At 72.3% G+C, this 26135-nt stretch carries 27 protein-coding genes; 15 read left to right on the top strand and 12 right to left on the bottom strand.

All coding sequences use genetic code 11. From position 1 onward, the window contains the following. The first annotated feature begins 523 nt into the window (after window positions 1–523). Entirely contained in the window at window positions 524–2917 is a 2394-nt protein-coding gene (locus ABD223_RS30495) for a N,N-dimethylformamidase beta subunit family domain-containing protein (RefSeq protein WP_344040065.1), read from the top strand. Between the two features lie 80 nt (window positions 2918–2997). Here ABD223_RS30495 and ABD223_RS30490 read toward each other — a convergent pair whose 3' ends face one another. Next, the gene (locus ABD223_RS30490; protein ID WP_344040064.1) at window positions 2998–3972 is read right to left on the bottom strand and encodes a methyltransferase; all 975 of its coding nucleotides are present in this window, start codon (window positions 3970–3972) and stop codon (window positions 2998–3000) included. Between the two features lie 355 nt (window positions 3973–4327). Here ABD223_RS30490 and ABD223_RS30485 point away from each other — a divergent pair, with 355 nt between their 5' ends. The 3 genes from ABD223_RS30485 to ABD223_RS30475 are packed head-to-tail and all read left to right on the top strand — an operon-like array spanning window position 4328 to window position 6551. Continuing rightward, window positions 4328–5308, top strand: a complete 981-nt coding sequence (locus tag ABD223_RS30485) for a sensor histidine kinase (RefSeq protein ID WP_344040063.1) — start codon at window positions 4328–4330, stop codon at window positions 5306–5308. Further along, entirely contained in the window at window positions 5305–5931 is a 627-nt protein-coding gene (locus ABD223_RS30480; RefSeq protein WP_344040061.1) for a response regulator transcription factor, read from the top strand. Before ABD223_RS30485 ends, ABD223_RS30480 begins: the two co-directional genes overlap by 4 nt. Window positions 5932–5984: 53 nt before the next feature. After that, entirely contained in the window at window positions 5985–6551 is a 567-nt protein-coding gene (locus ABD223_RS30475; protein WP_344040060.1) for a dihydrofolate reductase family protein, read from the top strand. Between the two features lie 141 nt (window positions 6552–6692). On the opposite strand, the gene ABD223_RS30470 is transcribed toward ABD223_RS30475, so the two are convergent. From ABD223_RS30470 to ABD223_RS30445, 6 genes are all read right to left on the bottom strand, one after another. Then, window positions 6693–7919 (bottom strand): FAD-dependent monooxygenase, encoded by a 1227-nt coding sequence (locus tag ABD223_RS30470; RefSeq protein WP_344040059.1) that lies wholly within the window; start codon window positions 7917–7919, stop codon window positions 6693–6695. Window positions 7920–8094: 175 nt separating this feature from the next. Beyond that, on the bottom strand, window positions 8095–9576 hold the full coding sequence (locus ABD223_RS30465) for a glycoside hydrolase family 130 protein (RefSeq protein WP_344040058.1): 1482 nt from the start codon (window positions 9574–9576) through the stop codon (window positions 8095–8097). After that, a complete protein-coding gene (locus tag ABD223_RS30460) occupies window positions 9573–10583 on the bottom strand; it encodes a hypothetical protein (RefSeq protein WP_344040057.1) in 1011 nt (336 codons plus the stop codon). The genes ABD223_RS30465 and ABD223_RS30460 overlap by 4 nt, the downstream gene beginning before the upstream one ends. Continuing rightward, window positions 10580–11713, bottom strand: a complete 1134-nt coding sequence (locus tag ABD223_RS30455; RefSeq protein ID WP_344040056.1) for a glycosyltransferase — start codon at window positions 11711–11713, stop codon at window positions 10580–10582. Before ABD223_RS30455 ends, ABD223_RS30460 begins: the two co-directional genes overlap by 4 nt. Window positions 11714–11871: 158 nt before the next feature. Beyond that, entirely contained in the window at window positions 11872–12027 is a 156-nt protein-coding gene (locus tag ABD223_RS30450) for a DUF6307 family protein (RefSeq protein ID WP_344040055.1), read from the bottom strand. Next, complete coding sequence (locus tag ABD223_RS30445; RefSeq protein WP_344040054.1) at window positions 12024–12515, bottom strand: DUF5994 family protein; 492 nt, start codon at window positions 12513–12515, stop codon at window positions 12024–12026. The genes ABD223_RS30450 and ABD223_RS30445 overlap by 4 nt, the downstream gene beginning before the upstream one ends. Window positions 12516–12939: 424 nt before the next feature. Here ABD223_RS30445 and ABD223_RS30440 point away from each other — a divergent pair, with 424 nt between their 5' ends. From ABD223_RS30440 to ABD223_RS30430, 3 genes are all read left to right on the top strand, one after another. Beyond that, window positions 12940–13140, top strand: a complete 201-nt coding sequence (locus tag ABD223_RS30440) for a GNAT family N-acetyltransferase (protein WP_344040053.1) — start codon at window positions 12940–12942, stop codon at window positions 13138–13140. An 88-nt stretch (window positions 13141–13228) separates the two neighbouring features. Beyond that, window positions 13229–14365: a N(5)-(carboxyethyl)ornithine synthase gene (locus ABD223_RS30435; protein ID WP_344040052.1), complete on the top strand. Its 1137-nt coding sequence runs from the start codon at window positions 13229–13231 to the stop codon at window positions 14363–14365. A gap of 125 nt (window positions 14366–14490) precedes the next feature. Continuing rightward, on the top strand, window positions 14491–14874 hold the full coding sequence (locus ABD223_RS30430; protein WP_344040051.1) for an HPF/RaiA family ribosome-associated protein: 384 nt from the start codon (window positions 14491–14493) through the stop codon (window positions 14872–14874). Between the two features lie 100 nt (window positions 14875–14974). Here the strand turns inward: ABD223_RS30430 and ABD223_RS30425 are convergent, their stop codons facing one another. Then, complete coding sequence (locus ABD223_RS30425; RefSeq protein WP_344040050.1) at window positions 14975–15505, bottom strand: hypothetical protein; 531 nt, start codon at window positions 15503–15505, stop codon at window positions 14975–14977. Window positions 15506–15572: 67 nt separating this feature from the next. Here ABD223_RS30425 and ABD223_RS30420 point away from each other — a divergent pair, with 67 nt between their 5' ends. Next, window positions 15573–16040 (top strand): calcium-binding protein, encoded by a 468-nt coding sequence (locus ABD223_RS30420; RefSeq protein ID WP_344040049.1) that lies wholly within the window; start codon window positions 15573–15575, stop codon window positions 16038–16040. A gap of 433 nt (window positions 16041–16473) precedes the next feature. Then, window positions 16474–17181 carry an AfsR/SARP family transcriptional regulator gene (locus tag ABD223_RS30415; protein ID WP_344040048.1) on the top strand — a complete coding sequence of 236 codons (708 nt, stop codon included), beginning with the start codon at window positions 16474–16476 and terminating at the stop codon, window positions 17179–17181. 8 nt (window positions 17182–17189) lie between these two features. On the opposite strand, the gene ABD223_RS30410 is transcribed toward ABD223_RS30415, so the two are convergent. The 3 genes from ABD223_RS30410 to ABD223_RS30400 all read right to left on the bottom strand — a co-directional run bounded on the left by ABD223_RS30410 (window position 17190) and on the right by ABD223_RS30400 (window position 19259). Next, a complete protein-coding gene (locus ABD223_RS30410; protein ID WP_344040047.1) occupies window positions 17190–17936 on the bottom strand; it encodes a GAF and ANTAR domain-containing protein in 747 nt (248 codons plus the stop codon). Window positions 17937–17987: 51 nt separating this feature from the next. Beyond that, on the bottom strand, window positions 17988–18713 hold the full coding sequence (locus ABD223_RS30405; protein WP_344040046.1) for a GAF and ANTAR domain-containing protein: 726 nt from the start codon (window positions 18711–18713) through the stop codon (window positions 17988–17990). Between the two features lie 315 nt (window positions 18714–19028). Next, on the bottom strand, window positions 19029–19259 hold the full coding sequence (locus ABD223_RS30400) for an RGCVC family protein (protein ID WP_344040045.1): 231 nt from the start codon (window positions 19257–19259) through the stop codon (window positions 19029–19031). Window positions 19260–19945: 686 nt separating this feature from the next. Between ABD223_RS30400 and ABD223_RS30395 the strand changes: the two genes are divergently transcribed. The 5 genes from ABD223_RS30395 to ABD223_RS30375 all read left to right on the top strand — a co-directional run bounded on the left by ABD223_RS30395 (window position 19946) and on the right by ABD223_RS30375 (window position 24365). Next, complete coding sequence (locus tag ABD223_RS30395) at window positions 19946–20932, top strand: fatty acid desaturase family protein (protein WP_380646825.1); 987 nt, start codon at window positions 19946–19948, stop codon at window positions 20930–20932. A 216-nt stretch (window positions 20933–21148) separates the two neighbouring features. Then, the gene (locus tag ABD223_RS30390) at window positions 21149–21649 is read left to right on the top strand and encodes an STAS domain-containing protein (protein ID WP_344040043.1); all 501 of its coding nucleotides are present in this window, start codon (window positions 21149–21151) and stop codon (window positions 21647–21649) included. A gap of 46 nt (window positions 21650–21695) precedes the next feature. Beyond that, entirely contained in the window at window positions 21696–22265 is a 570-nt protein-coding gene (locus tag ABD223_RS30385; protein WP_344040041.1) for a hypothetical protein, read from the top strand. A 315-nt stretch (window positions 22266–22580) separates the two neighbouring features. Then, the gene (locus ABD223_RS30380; RefSeq protein ID WP_344040040.1) at window positions 22581–23189 is read left to right on the top strand and encodes a DUF5994 family protein; all 609 of its coding nucleotides are present in this window, start codon (window positions 22581–22583) and stop codon (window positions 23187–23189) included. A 918-nt stretch (window positions 23190–24107) separates the two neighbouring features. After that, entirely contained in the window at window positions 24108–24365 is a 258-nt protein-coding gene (locus ABD223_RS30375) for a hypothetical protein (protein ID WP_344040039.1), read from the top strand. Window positions 24366–24420: 55 nt separating this feature from the next. Here ABD223_RS30375 and ABD223_RS30370 read toward each other — a convergent pair whose 3' ends face one another. Further along, window positions 24421–24918: a DUF5994 family protein gene (locus ABD223_RS30370; RefSeq protein ID WP_344040038.1), complete on the bottom strand. Its 498-nt coding sequence runs from the start codon at window positions 24916–24918 to the stop codon at window positions 24421–24423. 606 nt (window positions 24919–25524) lie between these two features. On the opposite strand from ABD223_RS30370, the gene ABD223_RS30365 reads away from it, so the two are divergent. Beyond that, on the top strand, window positions 25525–26073 hold the full coding sequence (locus tag ABD223_RS30365; RefSeq protein ID WP_344040037.1) for a hypothetical protein: 549 nt from the start codon (window positions 25525–25527) through the stop codon (window positions 26071–26073). Window positions 26074–26135 lie beyond the last annotated feature (62 nt).

The following is a 26135-nucleotide window of genomic DNA, read 5'->3' as shown; positions in this document are numbered from 1 at the left end:
TGAGCACGGCATCCAGCTCGGCCAAGTGGACCCTGCTCCGCCCCCCCCGGGGGCACGGTGCGGCTCGCGCGCAGCTCGCGCAACACGACACCGCGGCGGCTGCTGCTCCAGGTCCGACCTGCTCACCCCCGCGTGGACGAGGCGCCGGGGCGAGGGGCGATTCCGCGTGTGAAGGGTCGGGTAGCCGGGCGGAACGGACGCGGATCGGCCGGAAGGCCTATTCCGGGCAGCCGAATCCCGAAATGGCCAGGGCTGTCCGGCTGCGCCCGTGAGGCCGGTTGTCAATGCCGGTGTGCGGTCATTGCGTGATGGCGGAGGCGGCCGAACGAGTGAGAGTGTTGTCGCAGGTCAGAGCTGTTCTGATAGATTTCTCCGGCATAATTTTCCGGTCGGCGGCATCGATTCAGGTGTCGTTCGGTGCAGTGCGTGCAACGCATCTGTCGGTATTTCGGGGGATTTTCTTCTTCGAGGGGGAATCGTGTCGGCGCAACAGGGGAGACCGCTCGGGTCCCGGGTGTTGCCGATGCGCGCCCTCGTGGTGCTCGTCCTGACGGCGGCGTCCGTCGTGGCGGTCGGCGACGTCCGGCCGGAGCCCGTGCACGCGCGGCCCGCCGCGGCGGCGGTGTGCGACGCGCCGGTGGTCAACGAGGTGGCGTGCGAGAACACCAAGGCCGGTGCGGCCGACTGGCAGGTGGACTACCGCGACCCGTCCATCGTCGGCTTCACCACGGACATCAGCGCGACCCCCGGCAGCCGGGTCGACTTCAAGGTGAAGACCGGCGCGACGGCCTACCGCGTGGACGTCCACCGGCTCGGTTGGTACGGGGGCGCGGGGGCGCGGCTGATCGGCTCGACCTCGCGCAGCGGCGGCTCGACCCAGCCGGCGTGCCTGCGCGGCACGGACGGCAGCGCGCTGATCGACTGCGGCAACTGGGCGGTGTCGGTCGGCTGGACCGTGCCGCTCGACGCGGTGTCGGGCATCTACTACGCGCGGCTGCGGCGCGACGACACCGGCGCGGAGAACGAGGTCGTGTTCGTGGTGCGCGACGACAGCAGCACGTCGAAGGTCCTGTTCCAGACCTCCGACTCGACGTGGGTGGCGTACAACCGCTACGGCGGCAACAGCCTGTACTTCGGCGACGGCCCGGGTCAGGGCGGGCAGGCGTACGAGGTGAGCTACAACCGGCCCTACACCGGCGGCGACGGCGAGGAGAACTTCATCTTCAACGCCGAGTACCCGATGCTGCGGTTCCTGGAGCGCAACGGCTACGACCTGAGCTACACCACCGACGTGGACTCGGCCCGTCGCGGTCACCTGATCAGGAACCACCGGGTGTTCATGGCGGTCGGTCACGACGAGTACTGGTCGGAGGAGCAGCGCGCGAACGTGGAGGCGGCCCGGGACGCGGGTGTGCACCTGGCGTTCCTGACCGGCAACGAGGTCTTCTGGAAGACCCGGTGGGAGGAGTCCATCGACCCCTCGCGCACCGACTGGCGCACCCTGGCCTCCTACAAGGAGACCAAGGGCACGCAGAGCGACGGCCTGGACGACTGGACCGGCACCTGGCGCGACCCGCGCCACAGCCCGCCCCAGGACGGCGGACGACCCGAGAACGCCCTGCTGGGCAACATCTTCATGGTCAACGGCCGCCGCGACGACCGACTCCAGGTGCCCGCAGCGCACGGCAGGATGCGGCTGTGGCGGCACACCGACCTCCAGGGCATGGCGGCCGGCAGCACCTACGCCTTCCGGCCCGGCACCCTCGGCTACGAGTGGAACGCGGTGCCGGACAACGGCTTCCAGCCCGCCGGCGTGGCGAAGATGTCGTCGACGACCGTGGCCCTGGACGGCGCGTACCTCCTGAAGAACCACGGTGACCTCTACGCCTCGGGGACGGCGACCCACTCGATCACCTACTACCGGCACCCCGGCGGCTCGCTGGTGTTCGGCGCGGGCACGGTCCAGTGGGCGTGGGGCGTGGACGACGAGCACGCCTTCCTGACCAACACGCCGACGTCGGACGTGCGGATGCAGCAGGCCACCGTCAACTTCCTGGCGGACATGGGCGCGCAGCCCGCGACGCTCCAGCCCACCCTCAGGGCGGCCACCGCGAGCACCGACACCGCGCCGCCCGCCGTGGCGCTCACCACCGTGCCCGCCCTCTCCACCGTCGGCGCCGCCCACACCTTCTCCGGCACGGTCGCCGACGCGGCCGGCCAGGTCGCGGGCGTCGAGGTCTCCACCGACGGCGAGGCCTGGCACCCGGCGGTGTGGCAGCCGGGGCGCGGCACGTGGAGCTACACCTACACCCCCGCCCGGTCCGGCCCGGCGAGCCTGCGCGTGCGCGCGGTCGACGACTCGCTCAACCTCTCCGCGCCCGTCACGGCCACGCCCGCCACGTCGGCGCGGACCTGCCCGTGCGGCATGTGGACCAACGACGACCGGCCCGCGGAACTCGAACTCTCCGACGGCACCGCGCTGGAGCTGGGCGTCAAGTGGCGTGCCGACCGGAGCGGCTACGTGCGCGGCGTGCGGTTCTACAAGAGCTCCGGCAACACCGGCAAGCACACCGGCAGCCTGTGGACCCCGACCGGTCAGCGCCTGGCCACCGGCACGTTCGCCAACGAGACCGCGAGCGGTTGGCAGACCCTGCTGTTCGCGACCCCGGTCGCGGTCGCGGCGAACACCACCTACGTCGTGTCCTACCTGACCCCGACCGGCCGCTACTCCACCGACGTCGAGTACTTCAGCCACTTCAGCCGCCGGCGGACCCACCTCGAACCGCTCACCGCGCCGCCGAGCGGCGTCGACGGCCCCAACGGCCTGTACCGCTACGGCGCCGGGTTCCCCGACCGGAGCGCGGAGGACGCCCACTACTGGGTGGACGTGGTGTGGGCCCCGACGGCGAGCGGCTGAGCCGGCCGGCTCGACCGGCCGGCCGCTCCCGGCCCTGGCGGGTGGTCGGGGTGGTCAGGCGGGTCTGCCGCACGGGCCGCTCATCCGGCTGCGACGCCCTCGATGATCGACAACCGGGTGTCGGTCGGGATCACCCGGGTCAGCCGGAGGCCGGCCTCGGCGAACAGGGACTCGAACTCGGCCCGGGTGCGCTCCCGCCCGGAGAACGAGCTCATCATGAGCAGGTCGAAGACCTTGCCCGGGTCGGGGTCGTTGCCGAGCGGGACCACCGCGTCGACCACCAGGACCCGGCCGCGGTCGGAGGCGGCCCGCCGGCAGTGCCGGAGGATGCGCACGCAGTGCTCGTCGTCCCAGTCGTGCAGGACGCGCTTGATCAGGTAGACGTCACCGGGCGGCGCCTCGGCGAAGAAGTCGCCGGCGACGAGGCTCCAGCGGTGGTCCGCGCCGAGTTCGCCGAGGTGGTGCCCTTGGAGCACGTGCGGCTGGTCGAAGAGCACCCCGCGCACTTCGGGCTGTTCGCGCAGCACGGCCAGCAGCAGGCCACCGTGACCGCCGCCGTGGTCCACGACCACGGCGCCCGGCGGGAAGTCATAGGACCGCGCGATGACGGGGTTCTCCGGGTCTGACGTCGACGCCATGCCGGCGTGGAAGACCGCCGCGGTCTCGGCGTCGCGGGCGAAGTGGTCGAAGAAGGGCATCCCGAACAGCCGCTCGAACGCCGGGGCGCCGGTGCGCACGGCCTCCTCCAGCTCGCCGGCGGGCAGCCAGAACGACCTGTCGGTGATCATCAGGACCGCTGGGGCGAACGACGACGGCACGTCGGTGCGCAGCAGCTCCGCCGAAGGGGTGAGCGCGAACCGACCGCCGTCGTCCTCGACGAAGATCCCCTGGGTGGCCAGCAGCCGCAGCACCCGGCGGAGGTTGAGCGGATCGGCGCCGACCGACTCGGCCAGTTCGGCGATCGGCCGCGCCCCACCGGTGAGGTGGTCGGCCACGCCCAACGCCGCGACGGCGCGCAAGGCGGCCGGGAACAGGTAGCCCAGCGCGTGGTCCATCAGGGCGAGGCGCGGATCGGTGTGCGCCGGCTGTTCGACAGGACCCGGGGAACTCGCCGCGTTAGCCACTCACCGCACGGTACTGACGACTGAGAGTGATCACCAGTGCCGGTTCCCGCACTCCGCCGAACCACGGGGAGTCCCGTCGACTGCGGCTGGATCGTCAACGAGCACGGACATGCCGCTTGACCGGCAGCGATGACTTTTCGAGCGGCACAGGAGTCTTGGTCGTCCGACCTGATGGCCGGTCGCCTCGGCGGGAAGGTCGAGGCATGCCGTTCTTCCGCGTGCGTACGATCCCGTCGTGGGGAAACCTCGCGGCCCGTGGTGGGCACGGACACGGACGCTGGTCGTCGTGACGGTCGTGGTGTGCGCCGGCGTCTTCCTCAGGACCGGGCTGCTCGGCGGCTTCGATCGGGCGGTGCTGCTGGACGGGCCCGGTGTCGGTGCGAGTCCGTTCGGCCATCCCGTGCTGACCGCGGCCGAGGTGGTCGCGGGGATGGCATTGCTGGTGGCGTCGGGGTGGAGGGCGCCGGTGCTCGTCGCATCGTCGTCCGTCGTCGCCGTGGTGTTCGTCGGTGCGCACGCGGCTTGGGTCCGGGAACACGGACCGGTGTCGCGCGCGGGAGCGGTCGGCCTGGTCCTGGCGTTGGGCGTGGTCGCGGTTTTCACCGGGGTGTTGCTCCGGATGCGCGAACGGTCGCGGGTGCTGCTCGCCGCGGCGGCGGAGGACCGGGCCCGGCGCGATGAGCGGCTCGACATGGCCAGGGAACTCCACGACGTGGTGGCGCACCACGTCACGGGAATGCTGGTGCGGGCGCGGGCGGCGCTGCTGGTGGCGGAGCGCGACGAGGCTGCCGCGTGCGGGATGCTGCCGGGCGTCATCGACGGGGGCGTCGACGCGATGGAGGCCATGCGCGCGATGGTCAGGACGCTGCGGGACGACGGTGTCCCCGCCGCGACCAGTGATCTCACCGCCGACCTGCACCGGCTCGTCGAGTCGTCGGAGCTGCCGGTGCGGACCACCATCGAGCTGGCCGCGGTGGTGCGGCCCGAGCTCGGGCGGTCGGTGTTGCGCATCGTGCAGGAGGCGTTGACCAACACGCGCAAGCACGCCCCGGACGCGACGGGCGTGGAGGTGGACGTGCGGCTCTCCGGGTCGGCGGTGCTGTTGTCCGTTGTGGACAACGGGACGGGCAGGCCCGGGCACTCGGGCGGGTTCGGGCTGGTCGGGATGGAGGAACGGGTGCGCGAGTTGGGTGGGCGGTTCTTCGCGGGGGCCACGGGGGAGGGCTGGCTGGTCACGGCCGAGCTGCCGCTGGAGGCGCGCGCGTGATCTCCGTGCTCATCGCCGAGGACCAGGCCATGGTCCGCGCCGGCTTCCGCCTCATCCTGGAGGCGCAACCCGACGTGACCGTGGTCGCCGACGTCGCGGACGGGCTCGGCGCGGTGCAGCGCGCTCGTGAGTTGCTGCCGCGGGTCTGCCTGGTCGACGTGCGGATGCCGGGGCTGGACGGCCTGGAGGTCACTCGGCGGCTCGCGCCGCACACCCATGTCGTGGTGGTGACGACGTTCGACGACGACGAGGTGCTGGACAGGGCGCTGGACCTGGGCGCGTGCGGGTTCCTCACCAAGGACGCGAGTCCCGGTCTGCTGGTCGAGGCGGTCAGGTCGGCGGCGCGGGGTGAGGTCCTCGTGTCACCGCGGGTCGTGTCGCGGGTGCTCCGGCGGTCGGTGCCGCCGGTCCCGGGCACCGACGCCGACGTGCTGACCCCGCGGGAGCTGGAGGTCGTGCGCCACGTCGCGCGGGGGCTGGGCAACAACGAGATCGCCGCCGCGATGGGGGTCTCGGTGTCGTCGGTGAAGGCGCACCTGGCATCGGTGCAGGGCAAGGTCGGCGCGCGCAACCGCGTCGGGATCGTCACCTGGGCGTTCCGCGCGCACGTGGTGGCCGGCTGAGGATCGGCGTGGCGGCGTGATGAGCCATCGGCGTTCCGGCAGGCTGTACCGCCATGGGAACGTTGACCTACGGCATGAACGTCTCGGTGGACGGCTACACCGCCGACGCGAACGGCGACCTCGGCTGGGGCGTGCCGGACGACGAGTTGCACCGGTACTGGAACGACCGGACCGGGCAGGTCGCCCTGTCGCTGTACGGGCGCAAGCTGTACGAGCTGATGGCGGCCCACTGGCCGACCGCCGGCCAGGCGCCCGACGTGCCCCCGGTGGAGGCCGAGTACGCCCGGCTCTGGCTCGAGATGCCGAAGGTGGTCTTCTCCCGGACCCTGGAATCGGTCGAGTGGAACTCCAGGTTGGAACGGGGTGACGTGGTCGAGACCGCCAGGAAGCTCAAGGCCGAGACCGACGGCCTGATGGAGGTGGGCGGCGCCACCCTCGCCGCGCCCCTGGTCCGAGCCGGACTCGTGGACGAGTTCCACGTGCTGGTCACGCCGGTCGTGATCGGTGGCGGCACGCCGTTCTTCCCGTCACTGACCAGGTGGTCGCAGCTGGAACTGGTGGAGAACCGCACCTTCAAATCGGGTGCGGTCCTGCTGCGCTACAAGACCGTCCGCGACTAGCGGACGTCAACAGCCGGGAACCTCGGCCCCCGCGACGAAACGTCCGCACATGCCGATGTGCGGACGTTTCGTTCGCGGTTGCCGGGCCGCTCGGGCTTCGCGCGGTCGCGGGCGACCTCGACACTGCGCTGGAGCGGTGGCCTACGGCCTGACCGGCGAACTGATCGGCGGTGCGGCTGTCGCCCCCGAGTCCGGCACCCCTGCGTAGTCGGGCAGTGCGACACCGTTGATCGCGCGCTCGACCAGCGCGGTCAGCGCCTCCACGTCGGGCTCCGGGCTCGGCTCCGCGTCCGGCCCGGCGGCGAGGCTGTCCACGTGCATCCGGCCGATCTCCTGGTTGGCCTCGACGAACGAGCGCATCCGAGCCTCGTAGCCCGCGAACCCGGCTTCGGGGTCCCACCCGGCGGCGGCCAGCTCCCCGGCCAGCAGGTAGGCGCCGACCAGGGCCAGCCCGGTGCCCCCGCCGGACATCGGCGACGGGCTGAATGCCGCGTCCCCGATCAGCCCTACCCGTCCGTCCGACCAGCGGTCCATCACGACCTGGGCGACCTGGTCGAGGTAGAAGTCCGGGCTGTCGTCGACGTGGGTGAGGATGCGCGGCGCCAACCAACCCAGCCCGGCCACCTGCTCGCGCAGCAGGCGCTTCTGCCCCTCGACGTCGCGGTGGTCGACGTCGAAGTCGGCTGCGGGGAAGGAGAACACCGCCATCGCCCGGGTGGCGTCCTTGAGCGGTCGAAGGCCGGCGGAGCGCCCGGACGCCCGGTCCTGGTAGTCGATCATCCAGCCGTCGATCCCGAACTCGTTGGGCACGGTGCAGAAGGCCAGCACGAGCCCGAGGTGGCGGAGGAACCGCTCGCGCGGTCCGAAGACCATCGCGCGCAACGCCGAGTGCAACCCGTCTGCCCCGACCACCAGGTCGAAGCGCCGCCGCTCGCCGCTCGCGAAGGTTGCGTCGACCCCGTCCGCGTCCTGGGCGAGCTCGGCGATCCGGTCGCCGAAGACGTACTCGACACCGTCGCGGGTGTCGTCGTAGAGCACTCGGGACAGGTCCCCGCGCAGGATCTCGACGTCCGCGATGGGCCCGTCGCCGCCGTCGTCGTCAGCGCGGTAGGTCTCCAGCACGTTCCCGTCGACGTCCACCGTGTGCGCGCCGACGGTGTCGGTGCAGGCCGCGCGCACCGCCGCGTCCAGCCCCATCCGCCGGATGACCTCCTTGGCCACCCCGCGCGCGTCCACCGCCTGACCGCCGGGGCGCAACCCCGGAGCCCGCTCCACCACGGTCACCTCGGCTCCCCGCCGCCGCAACCAATGGGCCAGTGCCGGCCCCGCGATGCTCGCCCCCGCCACCAACACCCTGGCACCGCTCACCGCGCCCCCCGCTCGCCCGTCCGGATCACGGTCCGAATTGTACGGTCGCCTACGACGCCGGGCGGTTGCGGCCCGGGACCGGTGGCGGGGTGCGGGGGCAGGTGACCTGCCCGATCAGGGGTGAGGTCTCGGGCGCCGACCGGCCGCTGGAAGCGGTGGGTCCGTCGTGGACTCGTCAGCGGGACTCGGCCCGACGTCCGGTCAAGGCGGCCACCAGGTCGGACAGGGACGTGGTCGCCAGCCCGATGGTCGAGTCGCTCGCGCCGTAGGGGATCACCAGCGTGTCGCCGTGCAGCAGGCCGCCGCAGGAGTAGACGACGTTGGGCACGTAGCCGTCGCGTTCGTCGTCGGCGGGCAGCAGCAGCGGTTCGGGCAGGGTCGCCAACACCCGTTCCGGGTGGTCCAGGTCGAGCAGCATCGCGCCCATCGAGTAGACCCGCATCGGACCGACCCCGTGGGTCAGCACGAGCCAGCCCTCGGGGGTCTCGACGGGCGAGCCGCAGTTGCCGACCTGGACGAGGTCCCAGTCCTTGCCGGGCGCCTCCACGGGCCGCGGCTCGTTCCAGTCGCCGATGCGGTCGGTGGTCACCACGGCCGTGCTCTCCCCGTCGCCGCGCGACAGCGCCGCGAACCGGCCCCCGATCTTCCTGGGGAACAGCGCCACGCCCTTGTTGCGCGCCGCCGAGCCGGTCATCTGCGTGACCCGGAAGGTGCGGAAGTCGTCGGTCTGCAACAGCTGCGGTGCGACGTCGACACCGTCGAACGCCGTGTAGGTGGCGTAGTAGGTCTGGCCACCGTCCTCGTCGGTGAAGCGCACGAACCTGGCGTCCTCCATCCCCTGGCGCTCGGACGGGCCGGTCGGCCAGAGCACCCGGCCGCCGACTTCGGTGTCGCCGGGGAACTCCGAGGTGTAGTTGCACGCGGCGATCCACCGGATCAGCTCGACGGTCCGGTGCGCCTCCTGGCGGGCGACCAACCGCGGGTGGAGGTCGGCCAGCACCCGGTCCAGTTCGACGTCGGTGAACCGCGCGGGCAGCCACCGGTTCAGCACGGCGGAGACCTCGTCGTCGTGGCCGAGCTCGGCGAGCTTGGCCAGGAAGGGGGTTTTCCCGTACACCGAGTCCCTGAGCAGCCCCGTGGTGGTGACGTCCGGGAGCGGCTCGACGGTGAGCGCGCCCCCGGGGCCGATCACACCGGTCCGGAAACCGATCGACGACAGGTGGCCCTCGCCGATCCCGCGGACGCTCAGCACGAATCTCAAGTGCCCCGGCGCCAACCCGCCCTGGTCCGGGTGCGCGACCATGGACGGGTTGCACAGCGCGGCGCCCTCGACGGCGTACTCGTGCGTGAAGTACGCGCCGATGAGCAGCCGGCGGGACTCGGACAGCTCGACGCCGGCCGGGAGGCGGTGGCTGACGCTGGCGAAGTGGTCGGCGAAGGTCGCCCGGACGTCGCGGTGCCGACCCTCGAACAGGCGGAGCGTGCGGGTCAGTGCCGCGCACGCGGTCCCCTCGTCGAGCGCCATCACCCGCCGGATCACGGCCGCGGACCGCGACTCGTGCTCGGGCCGTTCCTCGCCCGGGACGAACAGCTTGGTGATGACCCGACGGGGGTCCGGGCGCAGCCGCAGCGGGGTGCGGGTGACGATGGCGTTCACGCGGCGCTCCCCAGCAGGGTGCGGCCGTGTTGCACCGTGGAGATCAGCGCCAGGGTCGACTCGGCGCCCTGGTTGCGGTTGCGACCGCCGGGCACCAGCGCGTCGTGGCCGCCGCCGGTTTCCGGGTCGTGCAGGGGCACGTGGACGTCGTTGTCGCCGTCGAACCAGGCGACCGCGCGGCGAACGCCCGTGAGCCACGCCCGGTCACCGGTCACCCGGTGGGCGCGTGCGCAGGCGTCGGCGAGCGCCGCGACCTCGATGGGTTGCTGGTCGAACGCCGGGCGGGGTTCGCCGGTGCGCCAACCGCCGGTCGGGGTCGGGGAGATGCGGCCGTCGCGTGACTCGACGGTCAGCAGCCAGTCCAGCAGCCGCAGTCCGTGGTCGCGGACCGTGCCGTCCCCGAGGAGGTGGCCCGCGGCGATCAGGGCCTCGGGCAGCACGGCGTTGGCGTAGAAGAGCCGGTGCTCGGGCCACGGCCAGTCCGGCGCGTCGCCGGGTTCGCCGACGTACGAGGCGATGTCGCCGAGCAGCTTGGCCGCGAGGGGGTGGTCGGGGTGGGCGCCGAGCACCTCGGCGGCGCCGAGCGCGGCGAAGGCCGTCGAGCGCACCGACGGCGGCCGGTGGTGGGCGCTCGCCTCGAAGCGGGTCAGGGCGGCCGTGCGGATCCAGGGCACCGGGCACCGGGCGGCCGCGGTGCCCAGCCCCCACAGCGCGCGTCCCCACCAGTCGCCCAATCCCGGCTCGTCCCGCCACCCGCGGTCGGGGCCGAGCCGGTTGTGGAAGCGCCCGTCGGCGGTCTGCGCGTGCGCGGTGAAGGCGAGGTACCGCTCCACGAGGACGACCAGGTCGGCGGGCAGCTCCGGCTCGCGGCACAGGACGACCAGGCCGCGGGCGACGTCGTCGAGGCAGTAGCCGTGCTCCCTGCGCGGCAGCGGCCCGTCGGCGTGCTCGTACAAGCCCGTGTCGTCGCTGAGCCGGACCAGGTGGGCGAAGCTCGGGTCGGTCACGTGGTCACGACGACGCGGGCGGCGAGCAGGTCTTCCACCAGGTCCCGGTACCGGTTCGCGACCGCGGTCCAGCTCAGCGCCGGGGCGAGGCCGGCCGAACGGGTGCTCATCCCGGCCGCGAGTCCCGGTTCGGTCAGCACCCGCCGCAGCGCCGCGCCGATGGCGGCCGGGTCCCGGTGGGGCACCAGCAGCCCGGCCCCGTCCGCCAGCATCTCGACGGCGTGCGGGAACCCGGTCGCGACCACCGGTCTGCGAGCGGCCAGCGCTTCGACGAGGACGCCGGAGGTGACCTGCTCGGACGAGTCGTAGGGGAGCAGGACGACATCGGCGCGGCCGACCAGCTCCGCCAGCGCGTCCACCTCCAGGTAGGTCGGGTCGAACTCGATCAGGTCCGCGACCCCGCACGCGATGGCGCGGTTGCGCAGGTTCCTGCGGTAGTCCTCGCCCTCGTGCGCCAGCACCTTGGGGTGGGTCTGGCCGGCCACCAGGTAACGCGGCTTCAGGTCGCGCAGCGCGCCCAGCGCCGAGATGGCCCACTCGATGCCCTTGCCGCGCCCCAGCAGGCCCCAGGTCAGGATCAGCGGCCTGTCGGTGGACGGTTCGCGGGCGGGCGGCTCGACGGGGAGCGCGCCGTGCGGGATCACGGCCACCTCACCGGGTCGCTCGACGGTGTAGCCGTCCACGAGTCGGCGGCGCGCGGCCTCGGACATGGTCACCACGGTGTCGGCGTGCCCGACTACCTCGTCGAGCACCTGCCGCTGGCCGGGTGTGGGCTCGGTGAGCACGGTGTGCAGCACGACGATCACCGGCACCCTCAGCCGGGCGAGCACGCCGAGCACGTCCTCGCCGTCGCGGCCGGCGTAGATCCCGTACTCGTGCTGGACCACGACCACGTCGCAGTCGTTGAGCACCTCGGCCGCGGCCTCGACCGCGCCGGGAGCCATCCGGTGCACCACCGCCGCCCCTTCCGCGACGGCGGGTTCGCGGTCCGGCTCCGCGAGGACGCGGACCACCCGGCCCTCGCTGCCCGGCGTCACCGCGGTCAGGTGGTGCAGCAAGGCGGCGGCGAACGTCGCCAGGCCGCACTGCGTGGGCGGGTACGTGCTCAGGAAACCGTACGTGCGAAGCACGAAATACCCTTCGGGTGGGGGTGGGGTTGGGCACGGGAAACGTCGACAGCGGCGCCGGTGAGGACCGCGCCGCGTGCGCGGGACGGGATCGCCGGGTGCTCGTGCACGCCCTTCGACAGCGGGTGCGCTCGGGCAGTCCGAGCGCACCCGGTCGACGATCAGCGAACCTTCTCCGGGATGTGGTCCAGCGCGCCCAGGACGTGCACGGCGAGAGCCCGGGCTTCCTCCAGGCTGATCTCGGAGTGCGCCGACAGCGTTTCCCGGACCAGTTCGACCCTGCGCTCGTACGAGGACAGGTAGGGCGATGTCGTCATGAGGTGCTCCTGCTCGTCTGCTCCGGAACCCGGCCGCCGTCTGCTGCCCGGCCGGCGGGGGTGATGTGGGTCGGGTCGGTCGTGCGTCGTGTCGACACGGTGGTGCCGAGCGCGGTGGCAGGGTCGGTGTTCGACGGCACGACGAGCAGCGTGAGGCGGTGCCTGTCCGCCGCGACCAGGTCCGCGGTGTGCGCGGGCCGCGAGGTGAACCCGTCGAGCCGGACCTGGCGGCTGTCGGTGTCGACGCGACGCGGTGCGGGGTTCCACTCGGAGAGGTCGTAGCTCACCCGCAGGACGTCGCGCAGCCGAACCGCCGGTGCCGCGAGCAACGCGGGGAGTTCGGCGACGAGGTTCCGGGAGCGCGGCCACCAGGTGCCGTGGACGTGCCCCGCGGTGGTCGCCTTCGGCCGCAACCGCAGTCGCCGGGGAGGTCGTTCGATGACCGCCGCGGCCGGTGGGACCGCGGGGAAGTGGGGCGCCGACGTCATGTCGGAACTCCCGTCTCCGGCCGTGGAACGAGGCCGGTTCCACATTTCGCCGAGTACGACGTGGGCTTGACCGCCCAGGTGCGGGATGTTCTCGACAACTCGATCCTACAGCAATGAGGTCATGATCAACCGGAATGCGGTCGAAACAGTTCTCCTGCTGCCGCCGTTCGCGGTTGAGCCGGTAAACCGCAGGGTACCCCCGGGATGCCGGGCGCCACAATTCACAGCCGACCCCCGGGAAGCGGATTGCGGATTCAACCCGGGATTTGATCCGAACGGGCGTGCGGTGCGTGTAGCCTCGAAGTGGGGGTGGCGTTTCTCCGAAAAACCGTCGACCCACCAAAACGGCCCGGCGTTCCGTCTCGGGTGATGTGATCACATGTCACCCGGTCGGATGGCGCGGCCGGAGGACTGGAGTGCCGACATGAGCACGTCGACGTGCTCGACCCTGGCGTTGACCACCGAGCGACCGGCCTTGCGGCCCTGGGCGGTCGACGACGCGCAGGCCGCGGTGGACGTTCACGGGCACGCCGAGGTGACCCGCTGGCTCAGCCCCGACATGGACCGGGTGCCGGACCTGGCGGCGCCCACCGCGCTCCGGCCACCCGGCTCCGGCCACGACTGACATCTCCCGTCGCACCGCCGTCCCGTCCGGCGGCAGCGCCGACCCGCACCCCGCGAGCGCGGTCGCCACACCGACGAACAGGACACACGTGGACCAGCTCAGCCTCGGGGTCATCGCGACTTCCCGCAAGGAGAACGAACTCCGGCTCCCCCTGCACCCGCTGCACCTGGACCGGATCGACGCGGACCTCCGTGATCGCATCTACCTCGAACACGGCTACGGAGAGCGCTTCGGCGTCTCCGACGAGCAACTCGCGGCATCCGTGGCGGGGTTGCTCCCGCGCGAGCAGCTCATCGCCCGGTGCGACGTCGTCCTGCTGCCCAAGCCGCTCGCCGAGGACGTCGCGGAGCTGCGGGAAGGACAGGTGCTGTGGGGCTGGCCGCACTGCGTCCAGGACGAGGAGCTCACCCAGCTCGCCGTTGAACGGCGGCTGACCCTCATCGCCTTCGAGGCGATGAACCACTGGAAGCCCGACGGCTCGTTCGGCCTGCACGTCTTCCACAAGAACAACGAGCTCGCCGGCTACTGCTCGGTGCTGCACGCCTTGCAGCGGATCGGTTCGACCGGCGACTACGGCCGTCGGCTGCGCGCCGCCGTGATCGGCTTCGGCGCGACCGCACGGGGCGCCGTGACCGCCCTCAACGCGCACGGCGTGCACGACGTCGACGTCCTCACCAACCGCGCGGTCGCCGAGGTCGGCTCGCCGATCCACTCCGCGCGGATCGTCCACTTCGGGCACGACGACGCCGATCCGCGGCGCAGCCAGGTCTCCGCGGACTCCGGCCGCGTCCCGCTGGCGGGGTTCCTCGCGGAGCACGACATCATCGTCAACTGCGTCCTCCAAGACCCCGACGCGCCGCTGGTGTTCCTCGTCGACGACGACCTGCCCGCCCTGGCCCCGGGAACCCTGATCGTCGACGTCTCCTGCGACGCGGGCATGGGCTTCGAGTGGGCGCGCCCCACCTCGTTCGCGCAGCCGGACTTCGAGGTGGGCGACCACGTGCGCTACTACGGCGTGGACCACAGCCCGTCCTACCTGTGGAACTCGGCGACCTGGGAGATCAGCGAAGCGCTGCTCCCGCACCTGCGCCCCGTCCTCACCGGGGCCTGGGACTCCAGCGAGGTCGTCCGGCGCGCGGTCGAGATCCGCGAGGGGACCATCCTGAACCCCGGCATCCTCTCGTTCCAGCACCGTTCACCGGAGTACCCGCATGCCCGCGTGTGAGCCCGACCGCACGGCCGGGGAGGGCAACGCGGACGCGGCGGTGTTCCACCGGGTGTTCGCCACACCGTGCTCCTGCCAGTTGACGCGAGCCGACACCGACACCGACCACGAAGGACGGAAAGCTCATGCGCGACACCACCGAAGGTGAAACGGTCATCGCCCAGCGGCTTCGGCTCGCGACCGGGTTCCACGTATCGGAACGCCACTGGGTCGTGGAACACCTGGACGCCCTCGGCACGCGGTTGCGGTCGTTCCGAGCCGACCAGATCGACCTGGAGATCAGCCTGAAGGACCGCGAGGGCGTCGAGCAACGGGTCACCCTGGAGTGCTGGATCAACCGGCACCCCCGCCTGCACCTCGTCGCCACGTCCTCGCGGCGCGATCTGTCAGCGGCGCTGGGCGAGGTCCGCGACGACCTGGTCCGCCAGGTCGACGAGGCCAAGACGCGCACCGAACCGCGCAGCAACCGCGCCCTGAGGGTGGTGCCCGAGCTGCCCGAGCAGGGATAGGCGACGGACCTGGACGACACGACCCCCGCCGGGGTCGTGTCGTCCAGGTCCGGTGTCCGGTGCGGCTCGGGGAGAACCGGTGCGCGTCGCCGGAGAGCGGTCAGCCGGTGCAGTTGGGGACGGCGGGGGTGCTGCCGACGCAGTTGTTGGCGGTGTTGCCGGTCAAGGTGCTGCCGGTGAGGGTGACCGCGCCGCGGTTGAGGATGCCGCCGCCGTGGCCGAGGACGTTGCCTCGGGTGAACGCGACGCCGGTGGTGAGGGTGAGGCTGCCGGTCGGGCCGACCTCGGCGATCCGGAACAGCCCCAGGCGCAGCAGCGAGGCGTTGGTGACGGTGGCGGGGCCGATCATCTCGATCGGGGTGGTGATCACCGGCAGCGCGTTCGACGCGCCACCGTGGGCGGCGGTGCGGATGTGTCGCAACGACAACCGTCCCAGCCGGTAGTAGACGTTGGACGCCGGCGACGTGTGCTCACCCCGTGCCGCGATGATCAGCGCCGTGCGGAAGTGCCGCGCCGCCGCGTCCGGCGACCCCGTGTCGAAGCGGGACCAGCCCGCCGGGTCGTGCAGGTCGGCGGCGCGCAGCGGCCCGGAGACGTCGTCGGCGCGGGGGTCGTCGAACGGCCGCGTCACGCGCCGGTAACGCCCCCTGGAACACGCTGTGGTCATCCGAATTCCCGGAGATGAGACGGAGGACGAAGTGCGAACTCGACAGCTCTACCCGATCCTGGCGGCAGGCGCCCTGGTACTGGGCGGTTTCACGGGGGCCGGTGTCGCCTCGGCGGCGGTCCCGTGCACCATCGGTCCCAACGTGACGCAGAACGACACCACGGTGTTCGGTTCCGGTGGGAACGACACGATCGACTGCACCAGCGCCAATCCCGGCAAGACCATCTACGGTGGCGATGGCAACGACACCGTCACCGGCACCGCCTACATCGACACGATCCACGGCGGCGCCGGCGACGACACGCTCACCGGCCAGGTGGGCAACGACTTCCTCAACGGCGACCTCGGCACGGACACGTTGAACGGCTCCGCGGGCGACGACACGCTCAGCGGCCCCGGCACCGACGTCGCCCAGGACACCCTCAACGGTGGCGACAACACCGATTCCTGCGGTCCTGTCGGCGTGCCGCCGGACCTCCGCAGCAGCTGCGAGTCGTAGCACTCGGGCGAGCGCCGAGATGACCCGCGGACACGGCGGACCGACGACGACCCGGCCCTGGAAGGGACCGGGTCGCTCCGCGTGTCGGGCGGGCTCCGGGAGCGAACCCCTGAACGGGTGGTTTGAGCGGTGGCGCACCCGGGCTCGCGCACGACGGTTCCCGAGCGGTGGCAAGGGACCTGAAGACCCGGGCCGCTCGCCGTGCTCGCGCTGGTAGCGTGACTCGCAGGACGTCAGTCGACGGTTCCACCGCAGCCGGCTCCGATTCGGTCGTGAGTGCGCGGATTCGGCGCACGACGACGTGCAAGGCGAAGCCGAAAGGTCATCTCGTGATCATTTGTCCGGGTCTCTTCGACACGACGCCGACACCAGGCTCATGACCCCGCTCGCGGTGCCGGAAGCGCGATCGGCGCCCCCCGCGAACCAAGGGGGTTTGCGCGTCGCGCTGCTCGACGGGTTCCGGCTCACCGGGAGAGCCGGCACCGTCCCGGTCTCCGGCGGGGCCGAGCGCCTGCTGGCGTTCATGGCCCTGCGTCCCCGGGCGGTGGGGCGACTGCTCGTGGCGGGCTCCCTGTGGGCGGACGCGACCGAGGGACACGCCTACGCGGCCCTGAGGTCGACGTTGATCCGCATGAACCGCGCCTGCCGGGACGCCCTGCTGGTCACGCCGTCGAGCCTGGAGCTCGCGCCCGGTGTCCCGGTCGACCTGCGCGACGCCCAGGCGCTCGCCCACCGCCTGCTGGGAGCCGGTCCGCACGCCGCGGAGGACCTGAGCGTGGAGGCGGTCTCCACCCTGTCCTCGGAACTGCTGCCGCTCTGGTACGACGACTGGCTCGCCTTCGAGGTCGAGGACTGGCGCCAACTCCGGCTCCACGCGCTGGAGGCGGTGGTGGACGGCCTGGTCGAAGCACGGCGTTTCGGCGACGCCACGGCGGCGGCGGGCGTGGTCGTCCGCGCCGACCCGCTGCGGGAGACCGCCCAGACCGCCCTCATCCGCGTCCACCTGGCCGAGGGCAACCGGTCCGAGGCGGTGCACGCGTTCGACCGGTTCAGCCGCCTCCTCCACGGGGACCTGGGACTGGCGCCCACCCCCGAACTCCGAGACCTGGTCGGACGCCGCACGAGGCCGCTGAGCGGCTGACCGGCCGGTCAGCTCCGGAGTGGCTTGGTCCTGCCCGGTGCGCCGAGGAACTCCGAGGTGTCGACGTCGCCCGTGATGACGTCGTGGGCGACGCGGCTCAGCTTGAGGTTGTGCCCGCGTGCGTAGCCGCGCAGCGCGGCGAACGCGGTGTCCATGTCGATCCCGAGGCGTTCGGCGATCAGGCCCTTGGCCTGTTCGACGATCACCCGGCTGGTCAGCGCGGCTTGGAGCTGTTCGGTCAGCACCTGGTGGTGGTGGATCGAACGTTGTTGCAGCAGGCCGATGGTGGCGACGTCGACCAGCGCGGTGGCGGTGCGCAGCGCGGTGGCGTCCAGCTCTCCGGACCGGTTGCGGAAGAGGTTGAGCGCGCCGATCACCTCGCTGCGCAGGCGCATGGGCACCGCGTCCACGGCGGCGAACCCCGCCTCGGTGGCCGCCGCGGTGAACCTCGGCCACCGCTCACCCGCGTCCGACAGGTCGGGGTGGCCGACCCTGGTGCCGGTGGCGAACGCGTCCAGGGAGGGCCCGTCGTCGTTCTGGAGCTGGAAGAGCTCCAGCAACCGGGTCTGCTCGTCGGACGACGCGATCAGCCGCAGCCTGCCCTGCTGGTCGGCCAGCAGCAGTCCCGCGGCGTCGACGTCGAGGAGTTCGACGCACCGGTCCACGAGCATGTGCAGGAAGTCGATGACGTCGAAGTCGTCGACCAGGGTGTCGGCCAACTCGACGAACGTCTCAACGAGACGGTCACCGTCCATCGCAGCCACCTCCGCTGGTGTGCTCAGAGCGCGGTCGTGTTCCGTGCGTGTTCACGGTCGCCTCCCGTCGCGGTCGAATCGCCGTCGGCGGCCCACGACGTCGGCGGCCAGCCCGCTGAGCGGCACCTGTTCGGCGAACGCCCGTGCGCGCAGGTGGGCGAACGCGTCGGCCATGTCCAGGCCCAGCTGCGCCGCGACCATCCCGGTGGCCTGGTGCACGTGGGGGCTGTGCAGGGGCAGGCCGTCCTCGACGACGCCCACCGCGTCCAGGCCGGCCTGCTCGTCCAGCAGCAGCCGCAGGGCCAGTTCCGCGAACGCCAGCGAGTCGGTGAGCGTCGCGGCGTCGAGGTGGCCCACGTCGAGCCGGTGCAGCGACAGCACCCCGGCCCGGATCGCGCCGACGCACAGCGGCAGCGCGAACAGCGCGGCCGCTCCGGTCTCGACCGCCAGCGGTGCGAACATCGGCCACCGGGCCTGGCTGGACGGGGCGTCGAGATCGGCGACGAGCACCGGACCGCCTCCGCGCCAGACGTCCACGGCCGGTCCTTCGCCCACCGTCACCTGCGACTCGACCAGGCGTTCACCCACCGCGTCCGTGGCGCACCTGATCTCCGGCCAGCCGGAGGTGTCCAGGGTGAGCACGGCGCCGCTCACGCCCAACCGCACCACGGCCGTGTGACAGAGGGCGTCGACCGACACGGGCACGCCCAGTTCGGTGGCCTTCTCCGCGATCCAGCGGCTCACCTGCGCCAACCGACTGGGGGTGTACCCGGCCATCCGGAGACCTCCCAGTCACCTGGTCGGGCGAACCACCCGAACTTTCCACATCGTGGAAATGCGATCTTCCCACTTTACCCGCCGTGACCCGGTGGCCGTCGAAGGATGATCGACGCCGGGGCTCTCGCCCGGGTGCGCGCCGAGTCGCCGGCCCCCCGGGCGCCGTCGCCGCGGACCGTTGCGGACGCGCCTTCGGCACCCGCTTCGCGCCGGCGAACGCGGCGGGACGACTTCCCCCGGTTCGTCGACGCGGGGCGTGGAGAGGTCTCGAAGTCCTGAAAACCGTTCGGATCGGGTTTGTGAGGCGGCCCGGGGTCAAGCCCGATCGCTGATGTTCCCCGCGCCCGACTTGCCGTAGGTCGCGCTGCTCGACCCACCGGGGCACAGGCAGCCCCGGCGCAGTTCGCCGGCCAGGGTCGCGGCGCAGAACCGCCGTGCGAGCGAGTCGTGGGTATCCGCCGGGTGGGGGCATGCGGGGCAGGACTGCTCGGCCCGCCTCGCGGTGTCGGGTGCCAGGGGGTCGATCAGCACGTCGGTCGTCGACATCGGTTCGTCCTTCGCGTGGTGGTGTGCGGTGTCCGATGCGGTGTCGAGTCGCGTGCGGGAAATCCCGACTCGCCCGGTGGAAGCGCATCCGGTCCGATCAGCTTCGCCGGGGGCCGGGGCGACAACCCCAGGGTACTCCGAATACCTCAACCGGTCTCGCCGGGCTGCGGTCGGGTTGCGGGGACGTCCGGTGGGTGCGACCGTAGAGGTCACCGCGGTGGCGCCCATCGGGATTCGACGGCGCCGTCGCAGTGGTAATGCCGCCCCGGACCCCGGCGGCCTGTGGTCACACCAGGCGCGATCGGGAGGTCTGCGGTGGATGGGCGGGCACGTGCCGTGCGGCACACGCGGGCGAAAACGGGAACAAGCCGGTCATCGGCCGCGTTCAACTCGATGACGGGCGAATGCGCTTCACGGCCACTCGGCCCACCAGAACCACTAGAACCTCCAGGGCGTCCAACGGGCCGCGCTTCCGCGGCCCCCCTGCTCCTCGCAGCGGGTCGTGCCGGCCGATCGGCCGGATCCCCCGTCCCACGGTCCCCCTTCCGCTCCTCAGGTCGCGGACACCGCGGTGACCGGGAAAACAGCTCGGGTGGATCCGTTCATCCGGAAAGCAGACCTTCATGACTCCACGCACCGCCACGGCACAACCCACCGATGCGAGACAAGGCAGTGACTTCGCCCGCTTGACGCGAGAAATCAAGGACGCCGGCCTGCTGGACAGGCGGCGCGGGTACTACGCGACGCGGATGACGGTCAACGTCCTGCTGCTCGCGGTGGCCGGGGCGATGATGGTGTTGCTGGGCGACTCGTGGTGGCAGGTGCTGACCGCGGTGCTCCTCGCGGTCGTCCTCACCCAGTTCGCGTTCATCGGCCACGACGCCGGGCACCGGCAGATCTTCCGCTCCCACCGCTACAACGACCTCGTGGGTCAGCTGCACGGCGGCGTGACCGGGATCAGCTACCAGTGGTGGGTGGGCAAGCACACCCGCCACCACGCCAACCCCAACCACGAGGACGAGGATCCCGACATCGAGATCCACGCCATCGCCTTCAGCCGCGAGCAGGCGGGCGCCAAGCAGGGCCTGTACCGGTGGATCACCAAGTACCAGGCGTTCCTGTTCTTCCCGCTCCTGCTGGCCGAGGCGGTCGTGCTGCGGATCTCCGGTCTCCAGGCCCTGTGGCAGGGGGAGCTCAAGCGCCCCTGGCGGGAGGCCGCGCTGCAACTCCTCCCGGCCGCCGCGTACCTGACCGCGGTGTTCCTGGTGCTGTCCCCGCTGAAGGCGATCGTGTTCATCGCCGTCCACCAGGGCCTCATGGGGGTCTACCTGGGCTGCTCCTTCGCCCCCAACCACAAGGGGATGCCCATCATCGCGAAGGGGCAGCGGCTGGACCACCTGCGCAAGCAGGTCCTCACCTCTCGCAACGTCACCGGCGGCCGGTGGGTCGACGCGCTGCTGGGCGGCCTCAACCACCAGGTGGAGCACCACCTCTACCCGCACATGCCCCGCCCCAACCTCCGCCGCGCGCAGCCCGTGGTCGAGGCCTTCTGCGCCCGCAACGGCATCCCCTACAGCAAAGCCGGCCTGCGTTCCTCCTACGCCCAGGTCCTGCGCCACCTGCACGACGCCGGCGCACCCCTGCGCGCCGGACACCGCGCCCCGACGGGCTGAGCCCTCCGGTCCGACGACCGGTCCCGCCCGGGGGAACGGGCGGGACCGGGATCAACCCGCAGCGGCGTCGAGCACGGCTCCGGCTCGTGCGAGGTCCGCCGATCGAAGAGGCACGACGGCCGCGACGGTGGAACGGGGAGCGGCACTGCTGGTGCCGACCTCGTCCAGCAACCGCCCGGACCCGCGGTCTCGTCACACTTGGTGAGGAGAACCACCGTGAGCGGCACCTCGCAGCGCACCTCGTCGAACGCACCCGCACCGACCACCGGGACCGCCGACACCGTTCCCGCCTTGACCGTCGTCGTCCACCCCGTCGATCCGGGCACCGAGGTGGTCGAGGTGGGCGGGGACATCGACATGTCCACCGCTCCGACCCTCCTGGAACACATCCTGGAAAGGGTCCACGGCGGTGCCCGCTACCTGATCGTCGACCTCACCGCCGTCGGCTTCCTCAGCGCGGCGGGGCTCAGTGCCCTGGTCACGGCCAGGGCGGAGGGGAGCGCGGCGGGGAGCGGCGGCTTGTGCGTGGTCGCTCGGCACCACGCCGTTGTCGCTCCGCTGGTCGCGACCGGCCTGGACGTCGTCCTGGACCTGAGGCCCGATCTGTCCCACGCCTACGCCCTGGCCATCGGGGTGGCCGACCGCGGGAGGCACGGGCTTCCCGATCACATCGCGGACGGACCTCACCGGTCGCCGCGCGCCGCCGACGCCCCATGACCTCCCGCGTGCGCCGACGGACGCGGGTCCGAGCCGGAGGAAGACCATGCCCAAGCGCGACACCCTGGTCCACGCCATGCACGACATCGGGCTCGCCGCCTGGTTCGGCGGTTCCCTCGCGGGGGCGGTCGCCGTCAACGGGGCCGCCGCCGACGTCCCCGACCCCGCGATGCGGCCGGAGGCGGCCAACGACCCCTGGTCGCGCTGGGGACCGGTGAGCGCCCTCGCCATCGGGGTGCACCTGGTGGGCGGTGCGGTGCTGCTGCGGGCGAACCGGGACCTGGTCGCCGGTCAGCGCTGGGTGGCCCTGCAAGCCGCCGCGAAGCTCGTCCTGACCGGAGCGGCGCTGGCGGTCACCGGCTACAGCGGGGCGTTGGGCAGGAAGCTGCACGCCGCCGACGGCGCCGCGGTCGAGGGCGGCGCCACCGCGTCGGTGTCCACCTCGTCGGAGGTCGCCCACATCCAGCGGCAACTGGGCGCCTGCCGGTGGCTCATCCCGACCCTCACCGGCGCGATCTCGGTGCTCGCGGCCCTGGACGCGGAGCAGCAGCGGCCCGTCCGGCGGTTGAGCGGGATGTTCGGCAAGCAGGTGCGGTGGCTCCGCGCCGGGAGGTGAACCGACCCCGTTCCGCCTCCTCGGCCTTCACGACAGGGCACCTCGCCCCGCCGCACCGAAAGCACTTCCGCGGGTCCTCACCCGAATGCGCCGCCGGTGGCGGCGCGGACGTGATTGTCGCGTGGAATCAGTGTGGAACCGGCCCGGGTGGTGTTCTCGATAAATCCGGTCGGGGTTCACCGAAAATCGGGGAAAAGGATTTTCGGGTGTAGTGTGAGGACTACCGAGGGAGCATTGAGCGCCGGCGTTCGAGCCGGTGTCGCCCTGGGCGCACCACGAGGTCCGGCCCGTCCGGCCGGAGGCGGGAACGCCGAGATGACCTTGAACCAGCCCAGTCCCACCACCAGCCCGACCACGGGGCCCGGGTGCCGGTTGACCACGAAATCGCGCGCCGGGGCACAGGGGTCCGTCGACGGGGGCTGGTGGCCGCGGTCCACCGACCCCATGACGGAGTTCCCCCTGCTGATCACCGCCATGGCCGAGCTGGGGAGGCCGGTGCTGCGGATCTCCTACAACCTCGACACGTGGGGCCCGTGCGAGCGCAAGCTCGTCGTCCGGGACGCGGTGGTGCGCATGGAGGGCTTCCACACCGGGCAGCCCCACTCGGTCACCGCGATCGGGCCGGGCCACACCCGGACCCTGCTGCTGGTGGTCCCGCCGACCACACCGGGCGGCGCCGCGAGGGCAGCGTTGCGCGCCGCCGCCGACGTCGACTCGACCACCACCACCATCGAGGACATCCTGAACTGGAACGACGTTCGCATACCCGCTGCGCGGGCAGGCACCGCCACTGCGCCGGGGCTGCGGGCGGCCGGCCCCGGGAGGGCGGGGCGCCGGGAAGCCGACGACGAGCTCGACCCGCGGGAGGTGCCGCACGGGCTGCGGCGGGAGATGCGCCCCACCGGGGACAAGGCCGCGTCGTGACGTCCCCGGACCGACCGGACGCGCCCGCGCCCGAGGGCGCGCCCCGAGCACCCGACGTGCCGGACGGCCCAGCCGCGGCTCGCGGCCCGCTGTGGCGCAGGCGCGTCAGGGTCAACGCCGGCCGACGCCGGCGACCTCGTTCCACCGGTCGCTGACCCCGCGGCCTCGGAAGTCCACGGCGGGATCCCGCTCGCCCCGCACCGGTCGTCGGCAATGACTTTTCGCCGAATTTCCACGGACGATATTTCGCCGGGAAATCCGGAATCAGTCGGTTTCTGGTGTAACGTGAGCCACGTCGAGGAAGTCCTGTTCCCGTGATCGGACGCGGGTCTTTTTCGACGAAAGTGCCCGAAACGGCCGGACCTCGCGACCAGGACGGGAGTGCAGGCGTGACGTCGGGACCGCCCGTCGCCACCCCCGCCCGGCCAAGATGGCCGCAGAGCAGCCTCGACCCCAAGTGGGGGAGAGGCGCTCGACCGGGGGGTGTCGCGGAGCGCGGTGGTCCCGGTCGCGCGCCCCGTCCACCCGGACTGCCCACGCCCACCGGGTGTGGGCAGTCCGGTTTTCCGGCCGGCGCCGGGTCGGGTCTTCCGGCGGCCTCGCGGAAATGCGCGAGGCGCGGCCGTGGTCCGCCGGCTGGCGCCGCCGGCGGATTTCCGCGCCGGTGGGGGATCCCCGCGGAGCCGCCGGCCGGGTGCGGCGGGGAACGGGTGATCCGGCGCAGGGTGGGACGACCGAGGGCCTGTCGAGCGCCGGTGGTCAAGCCGGTGCCGCCTCGGGGCAGGACGACATCCGGCGGGGCGACCCGCCGGAGGCGGGAACCACGGGGACGACCTCGAACGCGCTCACCACAGATCCCGTCGACGCCCCGCGCGGAGCGCCGCGGCTGACGGTGAAACCCGCGTCCGGCTGCTCGTGGTGCCGCCGCGCGCGCCGGACGACACCGCGCACGCGGTGCTCCGGTCCACGGCGACCGCGGACGCCACCGAGACCGTGGAGGACATCCTGGCCCGGAACGGCCTGGTGGCCTGCACGAACCCCGTGCACGCGGCGGCAGCCGCCCGGGAACGGCCGCTCGCGGCCGACCGGCACCTGTGGAACGCCCGTGTTCGCGCCGCCCCGCAACGGCCGGTGCTCGGACCGACCCGGCCCAGGGGGAACACCCCCACGCGGTGACCTCCCCGGTCCGGGCCACCTCCGAGGGACCCGCTGTCGGAGGTGGTCGGGGCTCCTACCTGTTCCGGTACCTGTTCCGGGACGTGGCGCGGATACCCGCGGTGGCGAGGATGGCCGCAGGCAGGTGGTCGTTGTCCGGTGACGCCGCGCCCGCCATCGCGCGGTCGGCCGCGGCGCCGGAGGCTTCCGGGGGGATCACCAGCAGGTCGATCCGCCGCTGGTCGCCACCGGTGATGTGCACGGTGTCGGTGTCCAACGCGGCGAGCCCCTCCAGCGCCACGACGCGACCACCCAGTTCGAGCCGGTTCGGGGCGGAACCCCAGAAGGTCGAGGCGTACACGACGCGGTCGACGGAACCGAGCCGATCGGCCACCGCGTCGAGCAGGCCGGGCAGTTCGGCCGGCAGTTCGCGCGAACTCGGCCACCAGGCGCCGTCGACGTGTCCCCGGTGCGGCGCCACCGGCTTGAGGCGCAGGCGCAGCACAGCGCGTGACAGGCCCTCCACCCGCGTCGCGGACGCGGTCGTGGCCGGGTGGTGCGGTTCCGACGTCATGTCGGTGCTCCGATCTCCGGCTCGCGCCGGCGTGCGGTGGGTCGACCGGACAGTCCGATGTGGACGAGCTCCTGGCGGCGAGAGGTGGGTTCGGCTCCCGTGACGGGGAACGATGAGGCTCGATCTCGCGGCGGCCCGTCGTGCCCGCGACAGGACGACCCGGTGGGACGGGTCGTTCACGGGGGCGCGGGCGCTCCGTCGACAGGGATCGACCGCGGGCGCCGGACCTCGTCGTGCGCCCAAGGCGGCGACGGCTCGACCACCAGCGCTCGACATGCCCTCGGTCACCTCAGGCTACACCGGTGGACGGCCGCCGAAACGCCGGTGTCGAGGTGGATCGCGGTGGTCGTGGGTGGAACCGGTGGTGAACCGGCGACCGGGCGTCGGTGGCCTCCCGGGCAGGTCGCGATCCGGTGCGGGGTTCCGGCATCCCGCACGTCCGCAGTCCCGTTTTCTTACCCGCGGCCCGTAACGGGTATACCCGCAGGGACACCGCAGGTACGGCCGGTGACGACGTCACCACGGCGACCCGGCAGCGATTCGACAGGAGGAGGCAATCTGGTGGAGCAGTTCCCGCGTCCCCGACGACCTTTACCCGACCCCGGCGTGTACGGGGCGGAGGAAGTGCGGGAGTTCCTCGACCCGTGGCACCCCCGGGCCAGCGTCGAGACCGGCCGCCCCGGGCAGGTGTTCGTCGATCCCGAACGCGTGCTGGACAACATCACCCTGGCCCTGCACCGGCTCGACGTCGACATCGACTCGCCGCCGGCGTTCGAACCCGACACGGTGACGGTGAACGAGCTGTCGGTCATGCTCGACGACCTCGACCGGGCGGCGGCGCTGGTGGCGCGCCTGGTCAACACCGCCGTGCAGCTCATGGCGACCCGCTACCCCGAGGAACTCGTCCGGTTCCCGCTGCCCGACACCTACGACCTGTGCGAGGCCGACCGCCTGGTCATCGGCGCCCGCGAGCACGACCTCGCCCGCGACATCCTCAACCAGCGCCTGGGCACCGAGGTGGACCTGCACCCCGACGACCTCGTCGAGCGGCTGCGCCCGCTGGGCCCCGGTGAGCAGGTCCACCTCCTGGTCGCCCTGTGCCGCATGTACCGCCACAAGCTCGTGGTCCTCAAACGCCACACCGGCACCTGCTGACGCCACCGGGCGAACGCCGGGCAGTTCGCAAACTCACCGGGACGGGCAGCGGCACGGCGAGT

It is taken from the genome of Saccharothrix xinjiangensis (genome assembly GCF_039527585.1).
Taxonomy (GTDB): Bacteria; Actinomycetota; Actinomycetes; order Mycobacteriales; family Pseudonocardiaceae; genus Actinosynnema; species Actinosynnema xinjiangensis.
This window is presented reverse-complemented; position numbering and strand designations above follow the sequence as displayed.